Raw genomic sequence first — 13,545 nt, forward strand, 5'->3', positions numbered from 1 at the left:
CGCCGATGACGCAATCAGTAGCAGGGTCCCGCCCAGGGCAGGCCGCACCTTATTCCATCTCGATGACTTGGATACGCTCATCCAGGTACTCCTTTGTGAGGTAGCCAACCGCGCCGGGCGTGGAGCCCACACGCTCATGCATCTCCGACAGAGATCCCACTCGACGGGGTGCCTGGCCGGTGCCGGAAAATACCGCTCGGTCCCACGCGAGGCGTAATTGATGGGGGAACACCCCGAGCTCTTCCTTCGCAAAGCGCACATGCACGGGGTCGTTGTCCCCCAGCACAAACACGCGCGCGATCTCGCCGTCCGGCCAGCTGCGCTGGCGCATACCAAACAAGGCCCGGGTCGTGTCGCGGGTCAGGGTCTGCGTCGCCACGCTTGGATGGGCGACCACGAATACCGCTTCATCATCCGCCTTGGACAGACCTGTGATGCCGAAAGCGGCACCCACCCAGAGCGCGATGAACAGCCGAAGCACGCCGCGTCGAGCAGGGACGCACGCACCAGCGGATCCCGCAGAGGGAAGACTACGGTTAGCAGGACAGATGATGGGCGCTCCCTTTCCTGTCAGGCATCCGGAGGAACCGGACCCATGGCGTGAATCAGCCGCATCTCGCCGGTCCTGACATTCCCGGATACGAAACATCGGTCTCCTTCGCGGGCTTGTCAGGACTACAACACTCAAACTCAGGATTGTACTTGGCTGCTCACCGAAATCTACTCGCCTGCGCGCCGGGTTCCACCTTCGAGCTTCGTATTATCAAGAATTCAAGAACGGGGTCGGACCTCGCTACCTGACTGTTTCAAATTGAATTTTCAGTCAAGAAGCCGTCTATGCATGCCTTATAGGCCATTTTCATGGTCAAAACTGCCCGTCCATAGCATAGCTCGCGGCATCCTCACGAACGCACGCCGTATCCCCCAACTCTTCCACCTCGCGGCCCGGCGAGCGTATCCCCAACGCCTTCTGCACTTCGTCCACATACGGCCGACTACCCACGGCCACGGACGTCGTCCAGCGACCGTCCCGGCTGGCACAATCCGACGCAAGCGCATCGTCTACCCACATTCGATGACATTCCCTCAGCTCAAGGAATGAACCGATCTCCAGCGACTCCAGCAGTGCTTGCTGGTCTGTTACGCGATATCGATCCCGAGGGTCCTGGATCTCTCGATAACCGCTCGCTTCCCACTCACGCGGATGCTGCACCACCCCTGCCCGGACCATGTTCAGGTCGATGTACACCACACAACGCGCCAGATGGGGGCCAGTCTCTACCGCCGTGGCATGGTAGCGGTCCTCCCAGAACGCGCCCTTCCGGCCCTTGCGCCGGTTGTAAGCCTGACCGACTCGCCCCGCGATCAACTGCATGGCCCGCGGGATCTCGCCGCGGCCCTCATCCCGCACCAGCAGGTGCACGTGGTTGGACGTGACGATGTAATTCAACACGCACAGCCCATACCGTCGCCGCGCTTGATACAACCAGTACCGCCACAACCGGCGATCGCACGCGAACTTCAGTAGAAACTCCTGCTTATGGCACCGGTGCGTGATATGCCAGACATGGCCCGGCAAGTGATGGCGATTCGCACGTGGCATGGCTTCCCTCCCTGGAAGGCCGATTTCCCGGCCAAAATGGTCGCGATAAGCTCCAATTACACCCTTTCTAGACCATTTTCCTTCTATCTTTCCGTGGGTTACCGTGGTCCGACCCCGCTATTTCAACCCGCCTCAGACCGTCAAGAAATCATGGGTGTCCTCTTCTTCGGCGTGTGGAAAAGATGGGTGTCCTCTTCTTCTCGCCAGATGGGTGCCGGTCTCTACCGCCGTGGCGTGATAGCGGTCCTCCCAGAACGCCCCCTTCCGGCCCTTTCGTCGGTTGTAAGCCTGGCCGACCCGCCCCGCGATCAACTGCATGGCCCGCGGGATCTCGCTACGGCCCTCATCCCGCACCAGCAGATGCACGTGGTTAGACGTCACGATGTAGTTCAGCACACACAGCCCGTAGCGCCGCCGCGCCTGATACAGCCAGTACCGCCATAACCGGCGGTCGCGCGCAAACTTCAGCAGAAACTCCTGCTTATGGCACCGGTGTGTGATATGCCAGACATGGCCCGGCAAATGATGGCGATTCGCCCGTGGCATGACTTCCCTCCCTGGAAGGCCCATTTCCTAGCCAAAATCGCCGCGATAAGCTCGAATTATACCCTTTCTAGACCATTTTCCTTCGATCTTTCTGAGGCTTACCGTGGTCCGACCCACTGCTGTCCGCGCAGGCGCTCCAGCACCCAGCCGCGCCGGTCCTCGTAGCTCTTGCCCGAATAGGAATCCTCGCCACACAGGAACGCGCGGCGAACACAGCGACAAATACAGTGGTAATACGGCGTCGTCTCGACCGAGACGAGCTCCTTCCTGGCTCGCGTCATCTCCGGACCCTCCCTGGTCCATGCACTCCCCCTGAAACCTAGACAGCCCGCCTCAGACCGTCAAGAAATCATGGGTATCCTCTTCTTTCGCTATTAGTCCGTTACGCATCATGGGTAACCTCCCCTTCGTGATCATGACTCTCGACCTTCTGCCAGTCCTCTACGTGCCTCTTCAACCGATCCAAGTTCCATATCGTAAATGGCACATCTGCCCACGCCTGCATTTCAGCACATAGACTCGGATGTGGGGTACCATTGGTGCTCCAGTCGGACTTCCCATCGTCGGTAACAAGAACACAATGGCTGAAACCCATTTGAAACTCTCTAGCCATATCCAACCCGACGAGAAACTCACTCCAAACAAAAAAATCGCCAAATTCACTATCCTTAAATCCAGGTGGCGTCCGTGTCGTACGTCGTGCCTGCGCAACTTCCATCAAACTTGGCCGGTCCACCTGCGGAAATAATGCACTTGAACACAGCGTCCTAAAAAGCGTCCTCAGTTCCTCAGCAACACGCCCTTGCAGCACATGCCCGTAGCGTTCTTCGAAGTCACGCACAAGGACCTCAGCTCGCTGAGAAAAATCAGAATAGGAGGGGTCAAGCTCTTTAAGCGTATCGCCGAGCGCACTGAAATGTTTCTTAAGCTTACCTCCCAATCCCTCCACCCCACCCATATAGTTATTCCAAAACTCTATAAGAACTTGACTTGGAACGATAACGGGCCCTTGGTGTCTCGAACCTAAGTAGTCAACAATATCCGCACCCGCCCTGCCTTTCCCCATATTGAGGAGAACATTTGCGTCAATTCCGATAGCAAAAGGTTCGTCGACGGTATCCACCTTACCGTCGTCCAGTGCGCAGACGAGATGGGTCGCCAGATCAAGACGCTGACTACCACCAAGAAGGTCCTTCAACCGGGCAAGCCTTTCTATTTCGGATGATTCCATTTAATGCCTCTCCGGAAACCAGATCTTCGCCGCGACCTCGGCCAACGCCATCCCTCGTTCCTCGACCTCCGCCGTACTCCATACGTCGCGGTGCTCAAGGTCCTCAAGGTCGCCACACGTGAGGGCGTATGGAAGCAGATTGTTCTTAAATCCATCCCAAGACGAGGCGCCTGGTGGTCGTCGCTCAACACTCGCCAGAAATGTATTACCCATCGTGGACCCCCAGAACGCGAACTCATCGTCTGGGAAGCCATGCCAGTCCGTTGCCTGCCTGGGTCGAATCAAGTGCGTTGTGCCTTCTGAAGTTGGCGTTATAGTATTCTGTTGGTTGCAACGATGAAGGAAGCCAAGGGTGGCCTTGTTAAATGATCGTTTCCGCAGTTGCTCAACAAATTCCCCAGGTTCGTGATTAAGATCGTCGAGGTCCTCGAGTGGCTTCACCCAATCCCCGGTGCCCGCAACCTCATACGCAGCTTCACTCAATCGGCGCTCGACGTTCCCCGTTCCAAGATTGCCGACGACTATACGGCGCACGACCAGGCGCAAGACGCTCTCCATGCCCTCCTTTGCGTTGATCGATTGTGACAGCGCCATTAGGAGCGGCCTTACCGTGATGACACCAAGGTCTCTGAGCGCTGAGAAGATGGCTAGCCACTCAGGATCGGCAGGCCCTTCAACAGTTGGATCAACCATCTGGAGATACAAGGGAAGCTGGCCTTCCAGAGCATCCATAAGCTCTGGGACACTGGGCGGCTTCCGTTTTGAGCGTAGCTGCTTAGCCCTTCCCCTTGCGAGATAGGAGTACAGATCCTTAGGGGCGACGTGCCCCGCGCGTAGTGTCGCAACGTGCCGTATGAACTGAACGAGGTTTACCGGTCCGTCCTGAGGGGATAAGGGTCTGGCGACACTTTGCCACCGGTTGTAGGCTGAAGTACGTTCACGCGCCGGAGTCTGGCTCAAAATATAATTCTTCAGAAGCTCCGCGGTGGTAAGATCTTTCCCCCTCGTGTTGATAACTTCGAAAACCCGGTAAGCGGACGCCGGGTCTGGGTGGACGAAGGACGCGACGTACACTTGATTTGTGAGGTAGTCTGCCCAAGCCCCCAATCGCCTAAAAGGATCCTGATCAAGATCGGTCGCCAGTTTCTGTCTTATGACCTCAGAAGCAGCGACCAGCCGCGCAGAAACATCTTCGTCTCCAGACTCCCTTTCAACAATTTCGGACGACTCTAGTAATTCTTCGAGCGTACTATTATCGCGTTCATTACTTAGCCTAACTCGCGCGAATTGCTCATCGGTTTCGTAATTGATTGACTTCAAAAAGTCGGCTTGTATCCTATCAGCGAGAGCATTTCGTCCATGCCGCACCGCTTCATGGTAGAGAGCTGCGGCAAGAAGCGTCAGAGTTAGGATCCGCTGCTGACCATCAACGACGTGCTTCCGGCCTTCGTCGTCCGTTAAGACGAATAGGCCTAGAAAGTAAGCTCCTTCATCCATCCCCTGCGAAAGGTCTTCCCAGAACTCTCTGACTTCGTCTACCTCCCATGCGTATTCTCGTTGGAATGGAGGCACACTGAATGTATTACCTGAGAAAAATGCGCCGACGGAAGTAGCACTAGCACTCAAGGGAGTTTCTATCACACTAAGAGCCTCAGATTTTCTGCCATATAGACGGGGGAAGAACGACAGTCTTGTGCGCGACTCTGAGCAAACTGTTCGCAATCACAAGAAAGGCGCCTTATGGCGCCTTTCTTATTGAAAACACAAGCATCCTCTGCTTCCTTCCTGATCGGTGACGTTTCGTCCGCCTCAATCCCAGCTCAACGCCCCGCCCGTCTGATACTCGGTAACCCGCGTCTCAAAGAAGTTCTTCTCCTTCTTCAGATCGAGCACCTCGCTCATCCACGGGAACGGGTTATCAGCCCCCGGGTACAGCTCGGCCAGGCCGATCTGGGCGCAGCGGCGGTTGGCGATGAAGTGCAGGTATTCCTCGAACATCCCGGCATTCATGCCGAGCACGCCGCGGGGCATGGTGTCGCGCGCGTACTGCGCCTCGAGCTCGACCGCGTCGCGGATCAGGGTGCGCATCTCGTTCTTGAAGTCTTCGGTCCACAGGTGCGGGTTTTCGAGCTTGATCTGGTTGATCACGTCGATGCCGAAGTTCATGTGCATGGACTCGTCGCGCAGGATGTACTGGAACTGCTCGGCGACGCCGGTCATCTTGTTGCGCCGGCCCATGGAGAGGATCTGCACAAAGCCGACGTAGAAGAAGATCCCTTCGAACACGACGTAGAAGGCGATCAGCTCGCGCAGCAGCTTCTGGTCCGCCTCCGGGGTGCCGGTGCGGAAGTTCGGGTCCGCCAGGTGCTTGGTGAACGGCAGGGCCCACTCCGCCTTGGTGGCCACGGAGGGCACCTCGCGGTACATGTTGAAGATCTCGCCTTCGTCCAGGCCCAGGCTTTCCACGCAGTACTGGTAGGCGTGGGTGTGCAGCGCCTCCTCGAAGGCCTGGCGCAGCAGGTACTGGCGGCACTCGGGGTTGGTGATATGGCGGTACACGGCCAGCACCAGGTTGTTCGCCACCAGCGAGTCGGCGGTGGAAAAGAAGCCCAGGTTGCGCTTGACGATGGTGCGCTCGTCCTCGGTCAGCCCGTTCGGGTCCTTCCACAGGGCGATGTCCGCGTTCATGTTGATTTCCTGCGGCATCCAGTGGTTGGCGCAGCCGTCCAGGTACTTCTGCCAGGCCCACTTGTACTTGAAGGGCACGAGCTGGTTGAGGTCCGCGTGGCAGTTGATGATCTTCTTGTCATCCACACGGATGCGCTCGGCCCCCATCTCCAGGTCTTCCAGACCGGTGCCGGTCAGGGCGTCTTCGTTGGGCTCGGCCAGCGGCTGGCCGGCGTTTTCCGGCTCCGGCGAGACGCTGGGCGCGGCGCCGGCGGTGCTCATCAGGGCTTCGTTCTCCTGAAAGCCCATGCCGGGGCGGACGGCGGGTTCCTTCTGGCCTTCGCCTTTGATGGCTGCGATCGGATCGTCCCAGGAAAGCATAGTGTCCCCTCTTCTTTCGGTGGCGGCCCGGCGCGGTAGCCGGGCCTTTTGTTCAGTACGTTGTGATCGGTGCTTGGTGCGTATTCGGTGCCCGTGGGCGGGGCCGCCTTACTGGCAGGCCTCGCAGTCCGGGTCGAGGATGGAGCAGGCTTTCGGGGCCTCGGGCTCGGCCGCCTGCTGGCCACCGGAGACGGCGTTCAGCTTGTTGGCGCGCGAGGAGTCGGCCACGGTGCTCTTTTCCACGTGGGTCGCGCCCATGGAGCGCAGGTAGTAGGTCGTCTTCAGCCCGCGCACCCAGGCCAGCTTGTACAGGGCGTCCAGCTTGGGCCCGGAGGGCTCGGCCATGTAGAGGTTCAGGCTCTGCGCCTGGTCGATCCACTTCTGCCGGCGCGAGGCGGCCTCGACCAGCCAGCGGGTGTCCAGCTCGAATGCGGTGGCGTACAGGGCCTTGATGTCCTCCGGCACGCGGTCCAGCGGCTGCACGGAGCCGTCGTAGTACTTGAGGTCGTTGACCATCACCTCGTCCCACAGCTCGCGGTCTTTCAGGTCGCGCACCAGGTACGGGTTGATCACGGTGAACTCGCCGGACAGGTTCGATTTGACGAACAGGTTCTGGTAGGTCGGCTCGATCGACTGGCTGACCCCGCAGATGTTGGAGATGGTCGCGGTCGGCGCGATCGCCATGGTGTTGGAGTTGCGCATGCCGACCTTCTTCACCCGCTTGCGCAGCTTGTCCCACTCCAGGCGCTGGGTGGTGTCCATCTGCAGGTAGTCGCCGCGGGTCTCGGCCAGCCTGTCGATCGAGTCGATCGGCAGGATGCCCTGGCTCCACAGGCTGCCGGGGAAGCTCTCGTAGCGCCCGCGTTCCTCGGCCAGGTCGGTCGAGGCTTTGATGGCGTAGTAGGAGACCGCCTCCATGGAGGTGTCGGCAAACTCCACCGCCGCCTCGGAGGCATACGGCACGCGCAGCTTGTACAGCGCGTCCTGGAAGCCCATGACCCCCAGCCCCACCGGACGGTGGCGCAGGTTGGAGCGCCGCGCCTGCGGCACGGAGTAGTAGTTGTAGTCGATTACGTTGTCGAGCATGCGCATGGCGGTGTTCACGGTCTGCTCGAGCTTGGGCAGGTCCAGCTCGCCGGCAGCGCTGATGTGCTGGGCCAGGTTGATCGAGCCCAGGTTGCACACCGCGATCTCGTCATCCGAGGTGTTCAGGGTGATCTCGGTGCACAGGTTCGAGCTGTGGACCACGCCGGTGTGCTGCTGCGGGCTGCGCAGGTTGCACGGGTCCTTGAAGGTCATCCACGGATGGCCGGTCTCGAACAGCATGCCGAGCATCTTCCGCCACAGGTCCACGGCCTTCATGGTCTTGTGCACGCGCAGCTCGCCGCGCGCGGCCTTCTCTTCGTATTCGCAGTAGCGCTTCTCGAACTCGGCGCCGACCAGGTCGTGCAGATCCGGGGTCTCGTTCGGGGAGAACAGGGTCCAGTCGCCGTCCTCGGCCACGCGCTTCATGAACAGGTCCGGGATCCAGTTGGCGCTGTTCATGTCGTGGGTGCGGCGGCGGTCGTCGCCGGTGTTCTTGCGCAGCTCGATGAACTCCTCGACATCGATATGCCAGGTCTCGAGGTAGGCGCACACGGCACCCTTGCGCTTGCCGCCCTGGTTCACGGCCACGGCGGTGTCGTTGGCGACCTTCAGGAACGGGACGACACCCTGCGACTTGCCGTTGGTGCCCTTGATGTGGGCACCCATGCCGCGCACGCGGGTCCAGTCGTTGCCCAGGCCGCCGGCAAACTTGGACAGCAGCGCGTTGTCGCGGATGGCGCTGTAGATGCCGTCCAGGTCGTCCGGGACGCTGGTCAGGTAGCAGCTCGAGAGCTGCGGGCGCAGGGTGCCGGAGTTGAACAGCGTCGGCGTGGAGCTCATGAAGTCGAACGAGCTCAGCAGGTTGTAGAACTCGATCGCGCGCGCCTCGCGGTCGATCTCGTTGATCGCCAGGCCCATCGCCACGCGCATGAAGAACGCCTGCGGCAGCTCGAAGCGCGTGCCATCCGAGTGGATGAAGTAGCGGTCGTACAGGGTCTGCAGGCCCAGGTAGGTGAACTGCAGGTCGCGCTCGGGCTTGATCGCCGCGCCCAGCTTGTCGAGGTTGTAGCGGGTCAGCTCGCTATCGACCAGCTCCAGGTCCGCGGCGCGCTTGATGTAGGCGCCGAAGTACTCGGCGTAGCGCTCGGCCAGCTGGGCCTGGGTGGCCTCTTCCGGGCGGCCGTGCACGAAGCTCAGGGCCTCGCGGCGCAGGGCATCCATCAGCAGGCGCGCAGTGACCTGCGAGTAGTTCGGCTCCTGCTCGATCATCACGCGGGCGGCCATCACCAGCGCGGTGGAGACATCCTTCTCGGCCACGCCGTCGAACAGGTTGCGGCGTGCCTCGGTCAGAATCTTCTCGCCGTCCACCTGCTCGATACCAGCGCAGGCCTCGGCGACGACCGCCTGCAGGCGCTCTTCGTCCAGCGGGGCCTGGGTGCCGTCGGCGCGGGTCACGTTCAGGGCCGGGGCAATCTCCTGCTCGTCCAGGCCCTGTTCCGCGGCCTCGGCGGCGCGCTTCTGCGCCTGCTGTTCGCGGTAGATCACGTAGGCCCGCGCGACCTTGTGGTGGCCGCCACGCATCAGGGCCAGTTCCACCTGGTCCTGGATGTCCTCGATGTGCACCGTCATGCCCTGGGTGCCGGCGCGGCGGAACAGGCTGTCCACCACCTGGCCGGCGACCTCCTTGGAGATGTCGTGAATGCGACGGCTGGCCGCGGCGCTGCCACCCTCCACCGCGAGGAAGGCCTTGGTAACCGCCACCTCGATCTTCGAGGCGTCGAAGCCGGTGACCTTGCCGTTGCGGCGGATCACCTGGTGCTGCCCCGGGCTGGTGGCCAGGACCTCGGCCGACGGTTCGGCTTGCGGCGGGTACTGGATGCCCTCGTGGGCTTCGGCGGTCTGGGTTTCGCTGTGCATGACGGGCCTCGCGCTGGTGTAGGATCGAACGGCAAGTACTATAGATCGGGGATCAAGGCCTGCATAGCCACTACATATTGTGTATCGTTCGCGAACAACGCCTGTACAAGCGGTGAGCAAGCTGTGGATAAAAATGCCCATTCGCCGTCCTGTCGCCGTTCCCGGCGAGGCCGGCGGGTTATCCACCAAATGACGATGTAGTGACTGCGCGGTGACCCTCCGCGACCCGCGCGATCATGAAAATGTTTTATGGTCCGTCATTACCGAACCTGACTGCGGACACCCGGTCGGCGCGGTTCCCGCAGCATGCGTGACCCGGTTGGACAAAGGCGCCCGGCGTACCAATAATCCGGCCCTTACCGCGCGCCTCCGGCACGGCCCGCCGCCGCGCGGGGCCACCACCCGCAAGCCCGGCCCACCGCAGGCGCCGAATACCGAATACACCGACTGGATCAGGAGCCCCCATGAGCAAGAAGAAGGACAAAAGCAAGCCGGACACCACCCCCGGGGCCAGCCAGGCCACGGCGGCTCCGAGCATGGTTCAGGCCGCCACCGGCGCGGTCCAGCTGGGTGGCGAATCGGCGGCCAAGGAGCAGGGCAAGCCCGGAGCCAAGGATGCCCGCCACTGCCCGCTGCTGATCCTGGGCTCCGGCCCCGCCGGCTGGACCGCGGCCGTCTACGCCGCGCGCGCCAACCTGAACCCGGTCGTGATCACCGGCCTGGAACAGGGCGGCCAGCTGATGACCACCACCGACGTGGACAACTGGCCGGGCGACAACGAGGGTGTGCAGGGCCCCGAACTGATGCAGCGCATGCAGAAGCATGCCGAGCGCTTCGACACCGAGGTGATCTTCGACCACATCCACACGGTGCAGCTGAAGGACAAGCCCTACCGCCTGACCGGGGACTCCGGGGAATACACCTGTGATGCCCTGATCATCTGCACCGGGGCCTCCGCGCAGTATCTGGGGCTGGACTCCGAACAGGCGTTCATGGGCAAGGGTGTGTCCGCCTGCGCGACCTGCGACGGCTTCTTCTACCGCAACCAGAAGGTCGCGGTGATCGGTGGCGGCAACACTGCGGTGGAGGAGGCCCTGTACCTGTCCAACATCGCCGAGCACGTGACCCTGGTGCACCGGCGCGACGCCCTGCGGGCGGAGAAGATCCTGCAGGACAAGCTGTTCGAGAAGGAAAAGAACGGCAACGTCACCATCGAGTGGAACCACACCCTGGACGAGATTCTCGGCGACGCGACCGGCGTGACCGGTGCCCGCCTGAAGCACGCCCAGAGCGGCGAGACGAAGGACATCGACGTGATGGGCGTGTTCATCGCGATCGGCCACAAGCCGAACACCGACATCTTCCAGGGCCAGCTGGACATGGAAGGCGGTTACATCAAGGTGCAAAGCGGCCTGGAAGGCAACGCCACCGCGACCTCCGTACCGGGCGTGTTCGCCGCCGGCGACGTGATGGATCATGTCTACCGCCAGGCGGTCACCTCCGCCGGCACCGGCTGCATGGCCGCACTGGACGCGGAGAAGTACCTCGAAGAGAACGGCTGAGTCGTGAACGCCGAGGGCGACACCCAGGCACCGGACCCATCGGAGCACGAGGTGGGCGAGTCGGCCGAGCGCGTCGAACTGCGCGACGGCCTGGCCGACGTGGACCCGGCCGCCTGGGATGCCCTGACCGGCGGCACCGAGCCGTTCCTGCGCCACGCATTCCTGGAGGGCCTGGAACGCCACGGCTGCCTGGGGCGCCAGTTCGGCTGGTTCCCGCAGCATGTGCTGATCTTCCGCGAGGATCAGCTCGTCGCGGCGGCACCGGCATACGCCAAGACCAACAACTACGGCGAGTTCGTGTTCGACTTCGCCTGGGAAGGCGCGTGGAACCGCCACGGGCTCAACTACTACCCCAAGCTGGTCGTCTCCGTGCCCTACACCCCGGCCACCGGGCCGCGCCTGCTGGTGCACCCGGAGGCCCCGGACTTCGATCACCTGCGCACCCTGCTGGTGCGCGCCCTGGTCACCCGCGGGCGCGAACTGAACGCCTCGGGCGTGAACATCCTGTTCCCCAACGAGGATGATCTGGACGTGACCCGCGAGATGGGGCTGGCCGAGCGCATGGGCTGCCAGTACCACTGGACCAACGCCGGCTACGCAGACTTTGACGACTTCCTGGCCGCGCTCAGCTCGAAAAAGCGCAAGAACATCAAGCGCGAACGTCGCCGCGTCAACGAGGCCGGCATCGAGTTCCGTACGCTGACCGGGTCCACCGGATCGCCCGAGGACTGGGCGCGCTTCCACCGCTTCTACGTCGACACCTTCGAGAAGCACATGGGCATCCCGACGCTGTCGGAGGCCTTTTTTGTGGAGACGGCTGCCGCGCTAGGCGACCAGGTGGTGCTGTTCGAGGCGCAACGAAACCGCGAAACCATCGCCGCGGCCCTGTGCTATCGCAGCCACGACACCCTGTACGGGCGCTTCTGGGGCTGCACCGAGGAACTGGCCGACCTGCACTTCGAGACCTGCTACTACCAGGGCATCGCGTTCTGCATCCGCGAAGGGCTTGCCCGCTTCGAGCCCGGCGCCCAGGGTGAGCACAAGATCCCGCGCGGCTTCCTGCCCACGCCCACCTACTCCGCCCACATGATCCTGACCGAAGGCTTCGACCAGCCCGTGCGCGACTTCTGCGAGCGCGAGGCCCAGATGATGCAGGCCCAGTGCGAACGCCTGCACGAACACTCGCCCTATCGGCAAGCCCAGCCCGACGATGCACCCCGCACCTGACCAACACCCCTCCCCACCCGCCGGCGCCTGCGCGCGGACGAAGACCCATCCGCGCCGCACGCTACCCACCGGCGCACCCCGCCCCCCTGTGGGAGCGGGCTTGCCCGCGAAGCCCCTGCCCGCGCGGGACACCGGCACCGCCCCTTCGCCTGCAAGCAGGCTCCCACAAGGCTTTGCATACCACCTGGGCCCGAGTATTCGTCTTCCATGCCACTGCGCCCCAACCTGTCACCCCGGCCGCAGCGCAGCGACGAGCCGGGATCTCCGGGCCTCGACGACACCCCTGACCTTCACACCGTGGGCACCCGCAAGGCCCCCCGACCACCCCGTGGGAGCGGGCTCGCCCGCGAAGCCCCTGCCCACGCGGGGCTCCGCCACAGGCCATTTGCCTGCAAGCAGACTCCTACAGAACTCGGGCCTCCAACCCCGGGTCTTGCGCGGAAGCGCCCCATGACCTCCGGCCCGCAGATCACCCTGCCCTGGCTGGACCCGGAACACCCGGAGGCCCCCTTCCCGGATCCGGAGCGGGCCCTGCCCGACCCGAACGGCCTGCTCGCGGCCGGGGGCGATCTCTCGGTGCCGCGACTGCTGAACGCCTATCGTTCCGGCGTGTTCCCCTGGTTCGAGGCCGGGCAGCCGATCCTGTGGTGGAGCCCGGACCCGCGCGCGGTGCTGGAACCGGCCCAATTCCGGATGCACCGCAGCCTGAAAAAGGCGATCCGCAATCGCGGCTACACGGTCAGCTTCGATCGCGCCTTCGAGGCCGTCATCCAGGCCTGCGCCGGACCGCGCGACTACGCCGACGGCACCTGGATCACCTCCAGCATGCAGCAGGCCTACATCGCGATGCACCGCACCGGGCACGCGCACTCGGTGGAGGTCTGGGACGGGCCACGTCTGATCGGCGGGCTCTATGGCGTGGCCGTGGGCCGGCTGTTCTGCGGCGAGTCGATGTTCTCGCGCGAGCGCGACGCCTCCAAGATCGCGCTCGCCTGGCTCAGCCGCCACCTGGTCGCCTGGGGCTGGCCTCTGGTGGACGTGCAGATGGAGACCGGGCACCTGTGCAGCCTCGGCGCCATCACCCTGCCCCGGCGCGAGTTCATCGCCCGCATCCGCGAGATCGCGCACGCGCCCGAAGTACCCGAGCCCTGGCGGGTCGATCCTGCCCTGAGCCCACTCGACCCAGACTGGAACACCGCCCCGTAGCACAAGCGGTGGGAGTGCTCCTTGTGGCAGGTGCTTGCTTGTGGGAGCGGGCTTGCCCGCGAATGGAACTTGTCAAAGTCCGACGCGGGCAAGGGCTTCGCGGGCAAGGGCTTCGCGGG

9 protein-coding genes and 2 pseudogenes are annotated in these 13,545 nt (G+C 62.9%); 3 read left to right on the forward strand and 8 right to left on the reverse strand.

Annotation, left to right across the window (positions count from 1 at the left end; all coding sequences use genetic code 11):
• Positions 1-49: 49 nt before the first annotated feature.
• The 8 genes and pseudogenes from D000_RS0102390 to D000_RS0102415 all read right to left on the reverse strand — a co-directional run bounded on the left by D000_RS0102390 (position 50) and on the right by D000_RS0102415 (position 9,431).
• Positions 50-454, reverse strand: a complete 405-nt coding sequence (locus D000_RS0102390) for a hypothetical protein (RefSeq protein ID WP_026279707.1) — start codon at positions 452-454, stop codon at positions 50-52.
• Between the two features lie 411 nt (positions 455-865).
• On the reverse strand, positions 866-1,603 hold the full coding sequence (locus tag D000_RS0102395) for a transposase (RefSeq protein WP_018871958.1): 738 nt from the start codon (positions 1,601-1,603) through the stop codon (positions 866-868).
• Between the two features lie 198 nt (positions 1,604-1,801).
• Positions 1,802-2,149 (reverse strand): annotated as a pseudogene (locus D000_RS0102400) (transposase); the annotation flags it as partial.
• Between the two features lie 110 nt (positions 2,150-2,259).
• Positions 2,260-2,430: pseudogene (locus tag D000_RS13280) on the reverse strand (transposase); the annotation flags it as partial.
• 101 nt (positions 2,431-2,531) lie between these two features.
• The gene (locus tag D000_RS14135) at positions 2,532-3,380 is read right to left on the reverse strand and encodes a PIN-like domain-containing protein (protein WP_155999209.1); all 849 of its coding nucleotides are present in this window, start codon (positions 3,378-3,380) and stop codon (positions 2,532-2,534) included.
• On the reverse strand, positions 3,381-5,006 hold the full coding sequence (locus D000_RS13685) for a DUF262 domain-containing protein (RefSeq protein ID WP_196800586.1): 1,626 nt from the start codon (positions 5,004-5,006) through the stop codon (positions 3,381-3,383).
• A 183-nt stretch (positions 5,007-5,189) separates the two neighbouring features.
• Entirely contained in the window at positions 5,190-6,428 is a 1,239-nt protein-coding gene (locus tag D000_RS0102410; RefSeq protein ID WP_018871962.1) for a ribonucleotide-diphosphate reductase subunit beta, read from the reverse strand.
• A 108-nt stretch (positions 6,429-6,536) separates the two neighbouring features.
• Positions 6,537-9,431, reverse strand: coding sequence for a ribonucleoside-diphosphate reductase subunit alpha (locus D000_RS0102415; protein ID WP_018871963.1), 2,895 nt, complete (start codon positions 9,429-9,431; stop codon positions 6,537-6,539).
• Between the two features lie 464 nt (positions 9,432-9,895).
• Here D000_RS0102415 and trxB point away from each other — a divergent pair, with 464 nt between their 5' ends.
• The 3 genes from trxB to aat all read left to right on the forward strand — a co-directional run bounded on the left by trxB (position 9,896) and on the right by aat (position 13,426).
• Positions 9,896-10,993: a thioredoxin-disulfide reductase gene (gene trxB, locus D000_RS0102420; protein WP_018871964.1), complete on the forward strand. Its 1,098-nt coding sequence runs from the start codon at positions 9,896-9,898 to the stop codon at positions 10,991-10,993.
• 3 nt (positions 10,994-10,996) lie between these two features.
• The gene (locus tag D000_RS0102425; protein WP_018871965.1) at positions 10,997-12,220 is read left to right on the forward strand and encodes a GNAT family N-acetyltransferase; all 1,224 of its coding nucleotides are present in this window, start codon (positions 10,997-10,999) and stop codon (positions 12,218-12,220) included.
• Positions 12,221-12,670: 450 nt separating this feature from the next.
• The gene (gene aat / locus D000_RS0102430; RefSeq protein WP_018871966.1) at positions 12,671-13,426 is read left to right on the forward strand and encodes a leucyl/phenylalanyl-tRNA--protein transferase; all 756 of its coding nucleotides are present in this window, start codon (positions 12,671-12,673) and stop codon (positions 13,424-13,426) included.
• Positions 13,427-13,545 lie beyond the last annotated feature (119 nt).

Origin of the sequence: Thioalkalivibrio sp. ALJ16 (assembly GCF_000377345.1) — a bacterium.
Lineage (GTDB): Bacteria > Pseudomonadota > Gammaproteobacteria > Ectothiorhodospirales > Ectothiorhodospiraceae > Thioalkalivibrio.

What these genes read in the sequence shown, in the direction of transcription:
- D000_RS0102395 (WP_018871958.1), bottom strand. Translation starts at nt 1,603, where the DNA reads ATGCCACGTGCGAATCGCCATCACTTGCCGGGCCATGTCTGGCATATC.
- D000_RS14135 (WP_155999209.1), bottom strand. Translation starts at nt 3,380, where the DNA reads ATGGAATCATCCGAAATAGAAAGGCTTGCCCGGTTGAAGGACCTTCTT.
- D000_RS0102410 (WP_018871962.1), bottom strand. Translation starts at nt 6,428, where the DNA reads ATGCTTTCCTGGGACGATCCGATCGCAGCCATCAAAGGCGAAGGCCAG.
- D000_RS0102415 (WP_018871963.1), bottom strand. Translation starts at nt 9,431, where the DNA reads ATGCACAGCGAAACCCAGACCGCCGAAGCCCACGAGGGCATCCAGTAC.
- trxB (WP_018871964.1), top strand. Translation starts at nt 9,896, where the DNA reads ATGAGCAAGAAGAAGGACAAAAGCAAGCCGGACACCACCCCCGGGGCC.
- aat (WP_018871966.1), top strand. Translation starts at nt 12,671, where the DNA reads ATGACCTCCGGCCCGCAGATCACCCTGCCCTGGCTGGACCCGGAACAC.